The sequence below is a fragment of the Alkalihalophilus marmarensis DSM 21297 genome (genome assembly GCF_000474275.2).
Taxonomy (GTDB): Bacteria; Bacillota; Bacilli; order Bacillales; family Bacillaceae_D; genus Alkalihalophilus; species Alkalihalophilus marmarensis.
Genome location: NZ_ATAE01000008.1, coordinates 199,423 through 214,202, shown reverse-complemented (window position 1 = coordinate 214,202; position 14,780 = coordinate 199,423). Strand labels below are relative to the sequence as shown.

At 35.2% G+C, this 14,780-nt stretch carries 16 protein-coding genes; all 16 read right to left on the bottom strand.

Translation table 11 applies throughout. The features are described 5' to 3' along the window. Positions 1-68: 68 nt before the first annotated feature. Positions 69-647 (bottom strand): hypothetical protein, encoded by a 579-nt coding sequence (locus A33I_RS04660; protein ID WP_022627299.1) that lies wholly within the window; start codon positions 645-647, stop codon positions 69-71. A gap of 145 nt (positions 648-792) precedes the next feature. Further along, a complete protein-coding gene (locus A33I_RS04655) occupies positions 793-1,845 on the bottom strand; it encodes a stalk domain-containing protein (RefSeq protein WP_022627298.1) in 1,053 nt (350 codons plus the stop codon). A gap of 93 nt (positions 1,846-1,938) precedes the next feature. Continuing rightward, on the bottom strand, positions 1,939-3,084 hold the full coding sequence (locus tag A33I_RS04650; protein ID WP_022627297.1) for a restriction endonuclease: 1,146 nt from the start codon (positions 3,082-3,084) through the stop codon (positions 1,939-1,941). Between the two features lie 291 nt (positions 3,085-3,375). After that, positions 3,376-6,714, bottom strand: a complete 3,339-nt coding sequence (locus A33I_RS04645) for a phage tail tape measure protein (RefSeq protein ID WP_022627296.1) — start codon at positions 6,712-6,714, stop codon at positions 3,376-3,378. 179 nt (positions 6,715-6,893) lie between these two features. Continuing rightward, complete coding sequence (gene gpG, locus A33I_RS04640) at positions 6,894-7,271, bottom strand: phage tail assembly chaperone G (RefSeq protein WP_022627294.1); 378 nt, start codon at positions 7,269-7,271, stop codon at positions 6,894-6,896. 75 nt (positions 7,272-7,346) lie between these two features. Then, complete coding sequence (locus tag A33I_RS04635) at positions 7,347-7,901, bottom strand: major tail protein (RefSeq protein ID WP_022627293.1); 555 nt, start codon at positions 7,899-7,901, stop codon at positions 7,347-7,349. An 18-nt stretch (positions 7,902-7,919) separates the two neighbouring features. Then, positions 7,920-8,243, bottom strand: coding sequence for a hypothetical protein (locus A33I_RS04630; protein ID WP_022627292.1), 324 nt, complete (start codon positions 8,241-8,243; stop codon positions 7,920-7,922). Next, positions 8,240-8,605 carry an HK97-gp10 family putative phage morphogenesis protein gene (locus A33I_RS04625; protein ID WP_022627291.1) on the bottom strand — a complete coding sequence of 122 codons (366 nt, stop codon included), beginning with the start codon at positions 8,603-8,605 and terminating at the stop codon, positions 8,240-8,242. Before A33I_RS04625 ends, A33I_RS04630 begins: the two co-directional genes overlap by 4 nt. 5 nt (positions 8,606-8,610) lie before the next feature. Further along, positions 8,611-8,958, bottom strand: a complete 348-nt coding sequence (locus tag A33I_RS04620) for a phage head closure protein (RefSeq protein WP_161808674.1) — start codon at positions 8,956-8,958, stop codon at positions 8,611-8,613. Further along, positions 8,945-9,250: a head-tail connector protein gene (locus tag A33I_RS04615; RefSeq protein ID WP_022627289.1), complete on the bottom strand. Its 306-nt coding sequence runs from the start codon at positions 9,248-9,250 to the stop codon at positions 8,945-8,947. The genes A33I_RS04620 and A33I_RS04615 overlap by 14 nt, the downstream gene beginning before the upstream one ends. Positions 9,251-9,298: 48 nt before the next feature. Continuing rightward, positions 9,299-10,453, bottom strand: coding sequence for a phage major capsid protein (locus A33I_RS04610; RefSeq protein WP_022627288.1), 1,155 nt, complete (start codon positions 10,451-10,453; stop codon positions 9,299-9,301). A gap of 50 nt (positions 10,454-10,503) precedes the next feature. Further along, positions 10,504-11,094 carry an HK97 family phage prohead protease gene (locus A33I_RS04605; RefSeq protein WP_022627287.1) on the bottom strand — a complete coding sequence of 197 codons (591 nt, stop codon included), beginning with the start codon at positions 11,092-11,094 and terminating at the stop codon, positions 10,504-10,506. Further along, positions 11,060-12,310, bottom strand: coding sequence for a phage portal protein (locus A33I_RS04600; protein WP_022627286.1), 1,251 nt, complete (start codon positions 12,308-12,310; stop codon positions 11,060-11,062). Before A33I_RS04600 ends, A33I_RS04605 begins: the two co-directional genes overlap by 35 nt. 4 nt (positions 12,311-12,314) lie before the next feature. Continuing rightward, positions 12,315-12,488, bottom strand: coding sequence for a hypothetical protein (locus A33I_RS20525; protein WP_022627285.1), 174 nt, complete (start codon positions 12,486-12,488; stop codon positions 12,315-12,317). A 2-nt stretch (positions 12,489-12,490) separates the two neighbouring features. Beyond that, positions 12,491-14,203 carry a terminase large subunit gene (locus A33I_RS04595; RefSeq protein WP_022627284.1) on the bottom strand — a complete coding sequence of 571 codons (1,713 nt, stop codon included), beginning with the start codon at positions 14,201-14,203 and terminating at the stop codon, positions 12,491-12,493. Beyond that, entirely contained in the window at positions 14,200-14,697 is a 498-nt protein-coding gene (locus A33I_RS04590) for a phage terminase small subunit P27 family (protein ID WP_031311410.1), read from the bottom strand. Before A33I_RS04590 ends, A33I_RS04595 begins: the two co-directional genes overlap by 4 nt. Positions 14,698-14,780 lie beyond the last annotated feature (83 nt).

The following is a 14,780-nucleotide window of genomic DNA, read 5'->3' as shown; positions in this document are numbered from 1 at the left end:
AATGGCAAATTCCTTTATTATTCAAAAAAAGCAATCACATATTTAAAATGTGATTGCTATAATAAAGCTTACTGTAGAGTGTTAATCAAATCTATTTTTTCCTGATTCAAAGCAATATGTCTATTCATATTCTTCTGCCAAGCATCACTTCCTCTTCTTAATGTATCTCTAGTCATTTCTAAATTGTAAATTTCTTTATCAATCTCATCTATTCGTTTCAGAGTTTCTTCATTTTTCTTGAAGCTCTCTAGAGCCTCTTGATCAACTTCGGGTGTATGTACTATAGGCTGACTATTATAATTAATGCTCTGTTGAGCATAGAAATCTGCCTTTTCTTCTTCAAAACTTTTCTCTTTTTTATTAAGTTTTTCAATCTCAGCATCTAGTCTTTCGAATTCTTCTGTGAGTTCTGCGCTTAGTAATTCGTAAGATGCTTCTCGCTCTTCAATATATTTTGTCATTTCCTCTAATGTGCTTTTCTGAAGTTCATTGCTTTCTTCTAATAGTTGCATTTCTTGTTGTATAGACTGCTCTCTCATTTCAATTTCAGTCGCCAAATTCCGATTCGAATCGTACAGATACCAATGTACTCCGATACTAGCTAGGACTAGTAAAGTTGCAAACGATATAAAAAATTTATTTTTCATGTAAACATCTCCTTTTATAGTATTATTTTACCATTACTAAAGATGTTTAAAAACCCTATTTTTTATATAATGATCGTAGAATCAATAAAAATAAGCCCAATATCTTGTGGACTCATCAATGTAATAATTAACAATAGAGGTTTATCTAATACCCATTTCTCTGTAAAACCTCGTATAAATTATTTGGGTGTATAGCACCTGGTAAATAAGAATTCGTTGTTACCCTTCCATAAACAGTACCTTCAGCATCAATTAGAATTGGAGGAGTACTAGTGTAATCATTAAATGCACTATAAGTCGCATAAGGACTGCCATAACTACCATAACTATTCCAAATGCTATATGAACCGTATTTACTTCCATAACTCCCATACTCGTTAAAAATGCTTTCACTGTCATAAGTATTAGTAGTTGCCTTACCTAAGTAAGTTCTTTGACTATTATCCGCAACTAAAGACAATGATTTATTATTAACTGGATATGGCATTGTAGCAGATACAATTTGACTGAAACCTGATTCCACACCATTTTTTACAGCGGTTACCTTGTAATACCATGTTTCTCCTGCTTTGACGCTAGTGTGTTGTATGCCATAATCTAATTTAGCTTTTATTCCATTTAAAATAAAAGGATAATATGTTCCTCCATACGAGTTGCTAAAGTACACATGGTAATAATCCACGTTATTATCATAGTCCCAAGAAACCGAAATAGTACCATCAAAAATCCCAGCGTAGACCCCAGTAGGTGTAGCTGGCTTAATGACATTACTTTTACTGCTGTATATTTTCACACTATTACTCGATCTATCCCAATTTACAGTTGCTCCTAATGCTTCCCCTACAAATCTTAATGGGACTAGCGTTCTACCATTAATTGCTTGTGCTGGTACATCAATATAATGGATATTCCCATTAATTTTAGTTTGATTTGAACCTAACGTTAATTCAATATTACGATTATCTTTAGTTGCTGTTATCCTTTGTTGAGTTTGATTCCATTGAACATTTGCTCCTAGCGATTCAAATATTCCCCTAAGTGGAACTAAGGTTCTACCTTGCTGTATAATTGGATCTTGATCATAGATCTGAATTTGATCATTAATATATATAGTGATTTTTTGTGCATTTGCACTAACAGGGTTAAAAGCTGTTATTACAAATGTAAGAATAATAAAAATCAAAAATATTTTTTTCATGAAATCCTCCTAGTAATTCTGTTAATTACATCTATAAATCTAGATAATTCTTTTGTGTACTAAATAAAACGAATTACTTATATAACCTGATTATTATTCATCTTTAAAATAATCGTAGTCAATCGTTTTAACTACAAAAGTGTGGTTTATATCTACTCCTACATTGTGATCAATCATTAACTTTGAGAGTTCAATTCCATCTATTAGAATGATTTTCTTTGCATCTAATCGTTCCGCATATTTTTTTGCATTATCTGTGAAATATGAAGTCGTAATGAATACACCTTTCCTCGCACCTTTTCCATCTAATGCACCTGAGAAGCTTTGTACAATATCCCGACCAACAGAATTATTAGCTGCATAACGTTTAGCTTGTACATAAATATTATCAAGACCTAATTTATCTTCTTTAATTACACCATCTAGTCCTTCATCATTTGATCTTTGAGTGACTTTTCCGTCTCCATATCCCATTACAGTTAATAGTTCAACTACTATATCCTCAAATTTCATCCAATGAACACTTCTTAATTGTTTTAATAAATTTTCCGCAAGTTCATCTTTAAGTTCATCCAATTTTTCCTTTACTATTGTTAGTGGATCAATGACTTTCTCTAACTCTTCTATTTCCTCATCGATCTCATTAATATTTTCATTTAGTAATTCAAGTCCTTCGTGTGTGATTTCATAAGTCAATTTATTAATCTCGTCGATATAGTTTTCTTTTTTTAAACTGTACCTTATACTTCTTACTCTTGAAAGGAATATTCCATCAGATGAATTTTCATATTTAATAAGGAGTTGTTCCTCTGTTAAACCAAAATGTTTTACAAGCTTTTGGGTAATTTCACTAGCTGAATATGCACTGCCGTCTTTTATCATTTCCAAGTAAGGGATCATCATTTCTTTGGTAGACGGAAGAGAATCTTTAACAGTTTTGTAATCACCATTATGTATATTTTTCAGGAACTCTTCTTCTTCTTTTTCACCTTTTGGAAAACCTTCTGCTTTAATCATTTTTTTAATATCTGGAATTGTAAGTCCAGCCTCGTTCAACTTTTTAAGCAATTTCATAATTCTTAACGACTCCACAGTGTACATAACTTTGTTACCACTTAACTCAGTTGGGATATAATCGTTGAAATTCTTTACCCATCTCCTTCCATTACTTTCTGACCATCCTACTGATTTTGACAATTTAGTTTTAGTTAATAATTCTTTCTTATTTTTCTGCTCCATTATTAACTCCTTCTCCCTAAGTATTAAGATAGAACTGGGCAGTTCACCCTAAAAAATATTTAAATAATATGTTTATTTTAATCTTCTCACATAACACCTTTCTATTATTTTACATTAATTAGTGCCTAAAGTCTTTATTGACCGTTGGGATTTTTTGTGCGAACATCTAAAAAAATAGGCTTATATAATTAGTTCGTTGCTTCGAAACTAATTATATAAGCCTATTTAAATAATTGTATAACTTGTTATATTTAACCTCAAACACTCTTTTAAGTGATTGAGGTTAAATGTTTATAGCCTTCTAAATATCCCACTTTTATTGAATTGTTTTTTAATCTTATTAAGGGTATGGTCTGCAATCTCATCCATCTGTCTTTTCGTTGTTCCCTCTTTGACCTGGAAATGGAATGTATTGTTGAACTTCACTTCAGTAGGATTATTATTGGAGGTTTTAGATTGAGGATTACCACTAAAGCTGTCTGAATTGAATCTTTCCATTATACGATTAAACACAGCATCAGCAAACGGATCCATCTGTCTACCAACTAGAGGTAATGCTGCTTCCTTTCCCGCCTCCCCAATTCCAATAACAGTCGGTTGATTAAAGAATCCACCATTTTTGTACCACTCTATACCAACCCGAGGTACACTAGGTGGCGATAAACTAAACTGACCATTTAATGTGAACCTTGGGAGTTTTGGTCGTTCAATTCTAGGAAACTTTAGTTTCATATTAGTAAAGAAACTCTTAATATTGTTAATCGCTGTCTCAATGGAAGCTTTTGCTTCATTGATAGGTCTTAGCATATTGTCTTTTGTTTCGTTAAACTTTGTTCGAGCGTTGTCTCTAATTTCATTAAACTTTGCGACAGCTTCATTTTTTAGATCAGTTGCAGAACGCTTACCGTCTCTATATGCTTCACTGAAAGCTGTTTTAATATTACTGCCCATTTCTTTCATTTTTGTAATGGTATTGTTCTTTAAAACTTCCCACTTAGAAAGTATTTCACCACTGCTCCAATCCACTTCATTTACATGTTCTGAAGCCTGTGATTTTGCTTCTGCTACTACTCTCTCATGCATACCTTCCGCCCTATTTATAACATCATCTCTTTGTCGAGTGGCTTCTTCAATCAATGTATCAGCCTGTTCAGCTGAGATACTTCCAACTTCATCTCTTTGTTTGATTATTTCAGCAACAGTTTTACTATATTGATCTTCAGCCTCAGCAATTACATCCTCTTTTTGTTTAATTGAATTCTTTACAACTTCTGCTGCTTGTTGAGCTGTTAACTTACTTGAATTTTGTTTCATGGTTTCAAGGATAACTTTTTGCTCTCGCTCATTCTCAGATAATATCTCTATTCCGTTATTAACCATTTCTTGTTGGATCTCATTTATTTGAGTTTGTTCCCATTTTGTTAAACTTCGATTTTCTTCAGCAGCACTATTCATAATCTCTGCTATTTTCGCTGATCCATTCTCAGTTTCAGTTAATCGATCTTCATAACCTTTTTTCACAGATTCAATCATAGAAGCTTGTTCTTCCTCTGTAACAGCAGTGGTATTAGCAAAGAGTTCTTCCATAATTCTTACTGACTCTGTTTTCTTTTCTTCTAAGCCAGCAACTACTTGCATACCCATTTGAGTGAAATTATCAACGATTACAGTCTTCATTTCTTCGGTTACTTCTTGCCCGCTCCATGAGAGTGTATTTAATGCAACTGTTGCTTCTTCATTCAAATCTAAAAATGCTCCTACAGCTTGCTGAGTTGATTCAGAGATTTCATCAGAAAACCTTTCAAATTCATCAATAGAATCACTTGTAGCATGCTCCATGAGCTTAATGCTTTTAACTACATTTCCAATCGGCCCAGACATAGTAATTAATGACATGCCTAAACGGTTTCCTTCAGCGGTCAATTCATCCCAGTTTTTATACATCAGATAACCTGCTGCTGTTGCACCCGCCATAGCTACCGCTATAGCTCCAACTGGATTAACTAATCCTGCTGCTGCTCCAGTTAGCCCTTTTGCACCAATTGCTGCCGTAGCAATACTAGAAGCTTTCGAGATTGCACCAATTGCAGTAGCAACCTTACCTAGACCTAATATTACAGGGGGAATAGCTGCAGTTAGAGCTGCAAATTTAACAATGTTCTTTTGTGTTTCTGGAGGTAGCTCACCAAACTTACGTGCTAAACCAGTAAGCTTCTCAATACCCATATTTACATATGGAAGCATATGCTCTGAAAATGCAATACTGACTCCTTCAATTGCAGACCTAAAAGCTGCTATATTCCCTTTTGTATTATTGGACATTGTTTCAGCAATTTCTGCTGCAGCTCCATTAGCATTGTATAGAGAGTTCTCTAAGTCACGTACTTTATCTGTACCTTCACCAAGAACAACGTTTACACCTTTCATAGCTTCAGTCTGAAAAACATTAGCTAGTGCAGCATCTCTAGTCTCTGCATTCATACCTTCTAACCCAGTTTCAATATCAGCCATAACAGATGTTAAATCACGCATGTTACCTTCTGAGTCGTATAATGCTACGTTAAAGTCGCCAAAGTCAACTGTTCCATCTTTAGCATTGCTTCTTAGATCCCTAAGCATACTATTCATCGTAGTACCTGCCATTGAGCCTTTTAAACCATTGTCGGCAAAAATACCAAGAATAGCAGAAGTTTGTTCAATATCCATACCTGCTGCACTTGCAGTTGCACCAACATATTTTAAACCTTCACCAAGTTGATGAATATTTGTGTTAGCACTGGATTGTACTTTAGCGAATACATCACTTGCTCTAGTGGCATCTTCAGCAGACATTTGAAACATACTCATTGTATCTGTGACGATATCTGTTGCTTGAGCTAGATTCATACTGCCAGCTGCAGCTACATTTAATAGTGCAGGTGTAGCTTTTAACATGTCATTCGCTTTCCAGCCAGCAAGAGCTTGATATTCGTAAGCTGACGCAACTTCTGATGCGCTAAATTTTGTAGTAGCACCTAATTCTTTAGCTTGCTTTTCTAGAGAGCCTAACTCTTGAGTAGTACTTCCAGAGACAGCTTGTACACGACTCATGCCCTCTTCGAAATTAGCTCCAGCCATAACCATACCTGTTCCTAGAGCAACTATAGGAGCTGTAACTTTCATCGTTAAGTCTTTCCCGACTTTTTGCATACTTTCTCCAGCTTTAGAAAACCTATCACCAGCACTATTAAGCTTTTCACTTAATTGATTCCATTTGTTAGACTGCTGATCTATCTGTTTATTTACATTTCCAAGCTGTTGCTCTGTCTTTTGCATGGCTGCTAAGGAGTTATTATAACGTATAAGCAAGTTTTCAGTCTCTTTAGCATCTTTCCCTTTAGTTTTAACTGATTCATCATATTGTCTTCTAAGCTCATTCACTTTAGCTTTTTGTAGATCAAGAGTTTTACTTAATCGATCCTTATTTAATCTTAATGAATTGATATCAGTTCCAAACTTATTGCTTGAGTTGCCAGAGGCTTTAAATTCAGAATCAACGGCTCTAAGTTTACGATTAATATTGGTAATTGACCGATCAAAGTTACTATCATCTAAGCCAAGTGAAACTTTTAAAGCACCTAATTCAGCCATTCATTTACCTCCTTTCTATAAGAATCCAATTTCATCTATATAAGCTTCTTGCTTTTCTTTTTTCTTATAAGATTTATTGAGTTCAAAATAATATCGAGCATCCATTTGATCAATTTCATGTAGCTTATAACCTTGCTCCATTAACGTTAAATAGAGTCTTTTCAAAGACTCATATGGATCTACTTTTTTTCTGTTTTCTTCTCGTTTCCCAATTCAGCATCAGAATTCTTGTCCAGTCCAAATGTCTTATTAATAACTGTATTTACAGTACCTTGGAACACTTTAAAGAATTCATCTAATGGTAATCCTTCGTATAAATCTTGAATGGTAAATTGGTGATTGTACATTTCACAAATGTACTGTAAGTATTCATCGGTTAATTCTCCATCCATTACATCTTCCACAGTCTGTTGAATCTCTAATGTACGTTTATAAGCTCCCATTCCAAAGAATGCATTAGCATATGTTTTCTTTTCAAATGTAGGCATTCCACCCTTTCCAATAAGCACATTTCCATTTTCGTCCTTTTTCGGGAATTTCAAAGTTAGTTTTAGCATTTAATTTCCTCCTATTATTCTAATGATTAAAAAAAGAGACTGTTAAAATACAGTCTCAATACGGTAATTGAAATTTTATTCAGCTGAAGTTGGCTCGTATACTTGCTCAAACCAACTGTCAATCACACTTGGATTAACATTCTCATCATCTGAATCTACTCGTGCTCTCCATTTGCCATCAGCACGGGTTACAAACTTAGCTGTGATAGTCTCAGTTTGGTATTCAATGGACTCTCCTTTGGTATTGTGAGATTCAGATGGAAGCATAAAGCGTCCTTTATATAGCCATACATACCGATTTCCACCTTCAGCTTTATCAGCACAGAAGCCTAGTGCAACATACGGACTACTATCTTTTGAGGTATCTTCAATTACCCCATCTTCATTAATTGTTTTTCCTAATAGCAATGCATATTGCTCACTATTTAAATCTGAAACACCAATTTCGACATCAATGTCACCCATCGACATCATTGAATGAATAGCACGATTATTACCATACATTGTAGTACTTGAAACATTTGGTGTGATGTTAGCTAGTAATGCAGGAGCTAAGCTCACTGGGGTATCATATTTACTTTCACTTGTCATAACTGCTATATGGATATCTTTTAAACCGATTCTAGCCATAGTTAATCATCTCCTAATTTATTTTGTAATATTAAACCTTAAAGCTTTATGAAAATAACTTGTGTCCTTTTCATAATTTTCATATTCACTTGTTCTAGTAAAACCATTAGCTTTCAAAATGTCCTTAACTTGTTTTGAGAGTTCATCGAAATTACCCTTGGTGAAGATATTGACTTGTACAAAGTATCTTGTCTTAATCTCTTCATTATTTGCATTGAGTGCTGAACGCTGATCATACTCAAGGAACGTAATGTAAGTATCTTCATTCTTCTCATTATGTAAGGGATAAACAGGCACACCAATGGGAGACAAAATAGACATTAATAATTGTTTAATAGTCATAATCCCATTCCATTCTTAAGTGCTTGTGCCATTTTATCTTTAGCTTCACTCTTAGTATCATTAAAGGCACGCTCTGCAAACCCTTGTGCTGGTTGTCTCGATGTTCCAAACTCAGGAAATTTTAGATACCAAGCTTCTTTGGCATCCGCTCCAATTCCTGCTTTTCCTTCACTTGAATTATATTCGGCAACAATGTGATCAGCAGCTCTTGAGTTTGATGTACTACCACGTGGAGCATTATCAGAAATGCGTTTACGAATCACTTCAGCTCCTTCCATGACAGCTTTTTCTTTTACAGATTCAGCTTGATTACCTAGCCTTTCTAAGTTGCGGATAAGCTCATCCATTCCTGTGATTTTCATCTACATCACACCCTTTCTCTGGCTACTATAGTAATAGTTTTCTTCGATTCATTATCATGAAGTATTGTTTTAATTTCATACATCTTGCTATGTAATTTCAATCTCATCTGTTTATTAATCTGTTTTGTAAACTGGTTGTATCTCACTTTAAAATGAACTTCGTTTTCAGCTTGAATACTTGCTGCTTGATAATAGTCTCGACCACTTACAGTCTCAACGTTAGCCCATGCTTTTCGCCATTCGATAAATCTCTGATCCTCTGGCAAAGGGAAGCCGCTACTATCTCGTGCATCTGCATCGAACTTTAAGATTTGAACACGTTTATTGTAGTTACCAGAGTTAAGTTGCATCATACTCATCCTCATTGTGAGAATATCGTAGTTGCTCAATCAATGCTCTAGCTGTCATATCAATCCTTGCAACTTGTTTCCCTGTTTGAGTAATCGAACGATTTTCGTACCAGTGTGAGACTAAAAAGAGAGCGATCATCTTTGCTCGTTCGGGTACACTGTTTTCAAACTTAAAACCAGTCGCTGATTTAATGTATTCTTCGGCCGTTGATATAAGTAAGTCGATTAAATTATCTTCCGTATCATCATCTTCATCTAACCTCAGATACAACTTTGCTTCATTTATTGTGATCATTTAATCACTCCTAAACTAAAAAAGAGAGGGATTAACCCTCTCAACTGATTAACCTGCAATTGGTGCTTCAAGTGATAACTGAGCATAAACTAAAGCATCTTTATCAAATACTTTTACATCAAAGCGCTCAATCACACGTACATCTGTTGTGTTCTTTGTGAATGCAGTACCACCAACATCCGTAGTCTTCATTTCTAACTGTTGACGATCAAAGAATGTTACAGCTTCAGCCATATCACCAACAATAAACGGTGCTTTCTTGCTCACAGTTGGTAGTTGAGAGTTAGGGAATACTACAACCTCACGACCTAAGAAGCGTTTTACAGTTGCATTAGAAGGGTCTGGAGTTAACATTGGACGACCATTATCATCAACTAACTCATCTAAATGCTGGAATCCATCTTGGTTAGTATAAATCTTAGCGCTAGTTGAGATAGCTGGATCTAAATCTACGTTAAGAATCTTTTTAATCTCCTTTAGTTCACTTCCTGCAGCTACAGTCTTTTTACTTGTGTAAGTGGACTTAAGTAGACCAAACACTTTATTATTTTCTGTTACTGTTGCTTTCTTACCAAACCAACGAGCCACATATCCAATTAAGTTTTCAGGCGAATCAGAAAGTAGCGTATTTGAAATTGGTAGAATACCAGCATAATCAGATACAGAATAAGCTACTGTCTGGAATTTAGGATTACCAGCTTCTCCAATCGTGTCTAACTCATCAAGATTAGCAAGCTCAGTCATGTCTGCTAACTTCTCAAATACACGTGAACCAGAACGAGTTGTGACAGGCTCTACACGAACGTATGGAAGCACAGATAAAAACTCACGCTTAAACTCATTAATTTTTGTTGAAATGTCTTGTGGCACAATAACACCACCATCTTCAGCTACTCCACCTTGTAATGCACGTTCTTCTGACTCACTTAAACGTTTACCTCGCAGTGTCTTTAAAAATGCATCACGATATTCCACTTCTGTTCCTTGCTCTTTACGTTTTTCCATCTTCTTCTCTCCCATCTTGTTATCTAACTCACGTTCCTCTTCTTTATCTAACTCTTCTTGAATAGCAATTTGTTTTTGTAGTGAGCGAACTTCCTCAAGCTTCGTCTCTGCTTCAGTTACTTTCCCACCGTCATTTAATGAACGAACCTCACCTTTAATTGTTTCTAATTGTTGTTTTAACTCGTCTACTTTACGCATACAAAATCATCTCCTAATATTTTTATAGTTTTAGATACAAATAAACCGACCTAGATTAACTCTAGCTCGATAGCAATTTGTTTTTGTTTTAACTTGTTATGTAATTCATTTTTATAATCATCTAATCCACGCTTGCTTACTACTGACTCAGTAGCTGCATATGCGGGATAAGTTACGACTGAAACATCGCTTATCTTTTTGAATCGCTTAATCGTTCGAACATACACATCTCTATCATCATTGTAATCCCATTCTTCGCCATCATTTTCATAGTCAATTATGAATGCAAATGATGATTGATTAATGTCACCACGTTTCATTGATTCAATTAGATCACGAGCATAACTTGTGTTTGGTGGGTCAATTATGTACTTCAATCCAAAATCATCAACCTCAAGCTTCAATGTTCCTGAAGTAGAACGTCCCAACACTTTATCAGCATCATGATTTACCAACGCTCTCACATCGCTCATATCAGCATTATTTAAAGCATCACGCTTGATTACTTCAACAAATCCACCTAAATCTTCAGATTTACTATCAAAACGTAGAGCATAACCTACAATCTTTTGTGATTCATCATCAGAAGATGAACGGATTTCAATTTCACTGTTCAGTGTTCGAATTTCTTTCTTGTTCAACAACTTCACCTCCTTTCGTATACTGCTCACCAGCCATTGTAATTGGAATGATATTACCGTTTGCATAGAGCTTATCTCCACCTTCTAGAGCTTTTCTTTCTTCTAGCTCACGTACTTCATTAGGTGTGAGAATACCTTTCTCAACTGCAATAGCATAAGCTTCAAAGCGTGTCTTAATGTCAGAACGTAACATAGAATCTACATTAAATCGGAAATAGTAGCCGTTGGCTTTCTCTTTAGTCGTTAAAAGTTTATACGTCAATTCTTGCTCATACATCTCAATAATGGATTGTAATGTGTCAACATAAAACGCTTTCTGCTGCGCTTCGATATTCGTATGTGTAGACCTTTCCATATCATTTAATTGGAACGACTTCACACCGAATGCATTCGCTATTTGTGTCATTGTAAACTTATTCATCTCTAAGAATTGTGCATCAGCCATAGAAGTATTAATTGACTTGTAATCGAACCCTAATGGCATAGCAGCAACTCTTCCGGTGTTTTTCACGCCACTACTCATACTCTCAAAACGTTGACGAATTTTCTCTTCACCTGCAGAATCTAGATCACCTGTGTAAACAATTAATCCCTTGGCTGAGAGTCCATTCTTGAAGAAGTTATTTTGATATGACTGACCATAACTAGCATTTTCAACAATGGTTCGCAAATAATCTTTAATTGAGATACCGCTCAATCCATCAGCAGTCATACCCATAAAATGTAATACTTGCTCATCTTTAAATTTGTACTCATGCTTACCTTGACGATACACGTACCAAACGGACTCATCACCGAGAATGCTGTTATTGTCGTAAATGATCTCTACATTGTTCATGTTTAATGGAATCAGACTCTTAATTCTGCCTTGCCCATTTGTATCAATTGCAACAACTGAATGTCCATGTTCGTTCCGCTGGAACTCCACTACTTTCCAGAATGTAGAAGCACTCATGTATCTGTTCGGACGTAGCTTCAACAAATTATATAAATAATGCCCCGAAGCTTTCTCTTTGCCGTCTTTAATCTCTCGATAAAGTTTAAGTGGCAACTTACTGACTGAATCCGTCATAATACGCATACAAGCGTAATATGTTGCTTCTTTCATTCGATTTGATGAGATACCATCTGTTTCAATTCCTAAAAACTTTGCTAACTTTTCATCCTGTAGAGATAATGTTTCACTCCTCTTTTCAACTTGTTTTCTAAATAGCATTTATTCACCTCCTTTTGCTCGTAGGTGGCTTGTATGCAAAGAAGATACCTAACGCAAATAAGAATGCTCCTAAAACGTATATTGCTGCCACATAGCTTAAGAGATAGGTAGCAAATACGATCAAGAGCATGCCTAAGATAATGAGGACATCTTCAATGTAGTTTTGTAGAATTTTCATGTTCACCATCCTAGATTATCTAAATATTCATCTGTTACATACTTGTCTAAATTAAGCGGTTTATTAATAGGATGTTCATGGTACATGGAACGAGTATGAGCATTGATCACGGCTGCAATTGGATCAATTCTTTGTGCAGCTTTACTCTTATCCAACATAAAGTTTCCATTTACATCAAGTCGTGTTACGGCATTACTGATTGCCCAATTTAAAACTGGATTGCCATCATGAACGATTTTATTCTGGTACACTAACTCCCTAAAGTTCTTTGTAGGTGGTGCTAGTGTCTTCATTCCCTGAATAATTTTAACCATTAAGTATCCTTCATCAGTCATCTCATTTGCAAATTGTTGGGCATTCCATTCATCAAAAGCAATCTCTTTAACTGACCAATTATATTTTTCAACTTGCTTAATTATATAACTCTGTACGGCTCTGTAATCAACTACATCACCTTCGGTCATGGTAATGTAGCCTTGTCTCTCCCAAAGGTCATATGGTACTTTATCGGTGCGTAACTTCTCTTGTAATGTTCCTTTAGGCATAAATGAATGAGATTTAACAATTACTTTTCCACCTTCAATTGGAATTAAAAAAGCCACACTAGTCAAATCAAGTGTCGCTGATAAGTCTACTCCTATATAAACTGCTCGATCGTGTATTTGTATATCTTCTTTGCTTTCACAAGCATTCCATTTTGCCAGATCCATGTAGCCTGATTTTCTATGTTGAACCCATATATTCATGTGCTTAGTTAGAAATTCAGTCATTTTCTCTGGCATTTCTAATGCAACTTCTAATCGACTTCTTAAATCTTCTATTCCTTCTTGGTAAGAGCAAACAATAGGGTTAGCTTTAATCCAATTGCTTTCGTCCTTTATATCGTCACCTTCATCAAGCTCACAAATCATGATGAAATATTCATCATTTTGAAGCTTATTTTCAGAATCTAACACTTTAGAAACATATTGATACTCCTTATAGCAAGGTGCATTTAAGTTCAATCCAGCAGTAGTGATAACAACCATCAACGGTTCTTTACGTCCAATCATACCTGAAAGTAAGACATTATAAATTTCATCTGTTTCATGGGCGTGATATTCATCAACCACAGCAAGACTTGGAAATTTACCGTCACCAGTTTTACGTGCCTCTTTACTGAGTGGCTCAATAACTGAACCGCTTTTTTTGTGAGTTACTTTACCGTAAGAAGACGTGTATTTTCCATTCAAAAAATCAGCACTTGTTAACTGATCAAGCATTTGAGTATAAACAATCTTAGATTGGTCTTTAGTGATCCCAGCTATATATATTTGTTGTTTTTCTTCACTAAGAAACGCTATGTATGAAGCAATTAAAGCTTGTAATTGACTCTTCCCTTGCTTTCTGGCCAGTTGAATATAAACCCTCCTGAACCTTCTTGTATGCTTGCTTTTTTTCTTCCAGCAGAAAATGTTAGCCACTAAGAAAAGTTGAAAGTCATTAAGTTCAATAGGTTTTCCAGCAAGTACACCTTCTTTATGATTGAACATTTTAGCCCAGTCATAAAAATCATAAAGCTCATTACCATCAAAGTAGTACTTGTACTCCTTATCCTCCAATTTAGCTAAATCATTAAGGAACCTTTCACACGCTTGCTTATGTTTCTTGCAAGTAATAATCTCACCATATACAACGTCTTGAGAATATTGATATACACGTTCAACTAAACTCACACCCGATCACTGAACTTATTGTCTTTATCCTTCTCTTCAGGTGGTGTTAAGTTCATAGCTAACTTTGCTCGTGCTGCTGGTGATAGTCCAAACTCACCTGCAATTTTGTTCATCTGCTCAAACGATTGCTTCTTTTTTGTGAAGAGCGGATGTGCTACTTTATTCGTTTCAGCTGCTTTATTGGTGTATTCAACTAGTAAGCCTTCTTCTTCAATGATACGAGTACAATTAATATAATCCATGTAAGCATCTGCATACCAAGCGAGCATGTGGATATCTACATTAACTAAGATTTTATTTGATATGAATTCATTAGTGAGTTGTGTGAAGATTTCTTTAGCTTCAGGGGATAACCAACCAGGGGGAGTAATATTATCTGATTTAAATTGGATGGATTCTTCTGCATCTTTACGCTGCTTAATCTCTTCTTTTGTTAACCTATTTTTATTACCTTCTAATAAATGCAAATTTATTGGTTTTGCTTGTCTGGGCATTTTACCACCTCCTAGAATTACCCATAATGGTCTGAAAAACGAAGTTTATAAAAAGTTGATTCACTCGGCGTCTACCTGTATCC

Coding starts and splice junctions, on each gene's coding strand:
- A33I_RS04645 (WP_022627296.1), bottom strand. CDS start 6,714: ATGGCTGAATTAGGTGCTTTAAAAGTTTCACTTGGCTTAGATGATAGT.
- A33I_RS04600 (WP_022627286.1), bottom strand. CDS start 12,310: ATGCTATTTAGAAAACAAGTTGAAAAGAGGAGTGAAACATTATCTCTA.
- gpG (WP_022627294.1), bottom strand. CDS start 7,271: ATGCTAAAACTAACTTTGAAATTCCCGAAAAAGGACGAAAATGGAAAT.
- A33I_RS04660 (WP_022627299.1), bottom strand. CDS start 647: ATGAAAAATAAATTTTTTATATCGTTTGCAACTTTACTAGTCCTAGCT.
- A33I_RS04610 (WP_022627288.1), bottom strand. CDS start 10,453: ATGCGTAAAGTAGACGAGTTAAAACAACAATTAGAAACAATTAAAGGT.
- A33I_RS04630 (WP_022627292.1), bottom strand. CDS start 8,243: ATGACTATTAAACAATTATTAATGTCTATTTTGTCTCCCATTGGTGTG.
- A33I_RS04625 (WP_022627291.1), bottom strand. CDS start 8,605: ATGAAAATCACAGGAATGGATGAGCTTATCCGCAACTTAGAAAGGCTA.
- A33I_RS04620 (WP_161808674.1), bottom strand. CDS start 8,958: ATGATGCAACTTAACTCTGGTAACTACAATAAACGTGTTCAAATCTTA.
- A33I_RS04655 (WP_022627298.1), bottom strand. CDS start 1,845: ATGAAAAAAATATTTTTGATTTTTATTATTCTTACATTTGTAATAACA.
- A33I_RS04615 (WP_022627289.1), bottom strand. CDS start 9,250: ATGATCACAATAAATGAAGCAAAGTTGTATCTGAGGTTAGATGAAGAT.
- A33I_RS04590 (WP_031311410.1), bottom strand. CDS start 14,697: ATGCCCAGACAAGCAAAACCAATAAATTTGCATTTATTAGAAGGTAAT.
- A33I_RS04650 (WP_022627297.1), bottom strand. CDS start 3,084: ATGGAGCAGAAAAATAAGAAAGAATTATTAACTAAAACTAAATTGTCA.
- A33I_RS04635 (WP_022627293.1), bottom strand. CDS start 7,901: ATGGCTAGAATCGGTTTAAAAGATATCCATATAGCAGTTATGACAAGT.
- A33I_RS20525 (WP_022627285.1), bottom strand. CDS start 12,488: ATGAAAATTCTACAAAACTACATTGAAGATGTCCTCATTATCTTAGGC.